This window comes from Pantoea sp. Cy-639 (assembly GCF_011752525.1).
In the GTDB taxonomy this organism is placed as follows: domain Bacteria; phylum Pseudomonadota; class Gammaproteobacteria; order Pseudomonadales; family Pseudomonadaceae; genus Aquipseudomonas.
In genome coordinates, this window is the sequence record NZ_VWXI01000049.1 from 1 (window position 1) to 726 (window position 726).

1 protein-coding gene is annotated in these 726 nt (G+C 49.6%); it reads left to right on the top strand.

Annotated elements, in window-relative coordinates:
- Window positions 1-286 precede the first annotated feature (286 nt).
- Window positions 287-726: MFS transporter (locus F3J43_RS23665; RefSeq protein ID WP_166893010.1), on the top strand; the 440-nt coding region annotated here is incomplete at its 3' end.

Genomic DNA, 726 nt, shown 5'->3' on the forward strand with positions numbered 1-726 from the left:
TAAAACAAGATAGCGCTGAAACGTTTCAAGAAGTCTTGCTCTTTCTGCAAGGTGTTGCAAGGAAAGTTACATTTCTCGTTTCAGAATTTAGAGATGCAGCACATTTCTTCTTCGTTCAGCTGAAACTTGCTGACGTTCAGCAATCCAGTTTCAGCTAAGGTCAGCCTGAACCTGTAAGTTGAAATGCCATTTTGATTTTTTGTGGTGAAATTGACCGCACCATCTGTTTATTTTCTGACAAGCGGCGTACACTCCGCGTCTCTCATGCAATCACTGATATAGAAACATGCATAACACCCGCGCTGCGGCCTCTCCACAGCCTTTTGATTTGACGTCAACGGCGTTTTTGATTGTTGCCGTCCTCACCGCGATCGCCGGTGCGTTACAAACACCAACGCTAAGTTTGTTTCTGACTAACGAAGTCCATGCCCGCCCGGCGATGGTCGGCTTCTTCTTTACCGGAAGCGCCATCATCGGCATCCTGGTCAGCCAGTTTCTGGCTGGGCGGTCGGATCGAAAAGGCGACCGCAAAAGCCTAATCGTCTTCTGCTGTTTGTTAGGTGTCTTTGCCTGTGTGTTGTTTGCCTGGAACCGTAACTACTTTATTTTGCTTTTCGTGGGTGTGTTCCTGAGCAGCTTCGGCTCTACCGCTAACCAGCAAATGTTTGCCCTCGCCCGCGAGCACGCCGACCGCACCGGACGTGAAGCCGTCATGTTCAGCTCGAT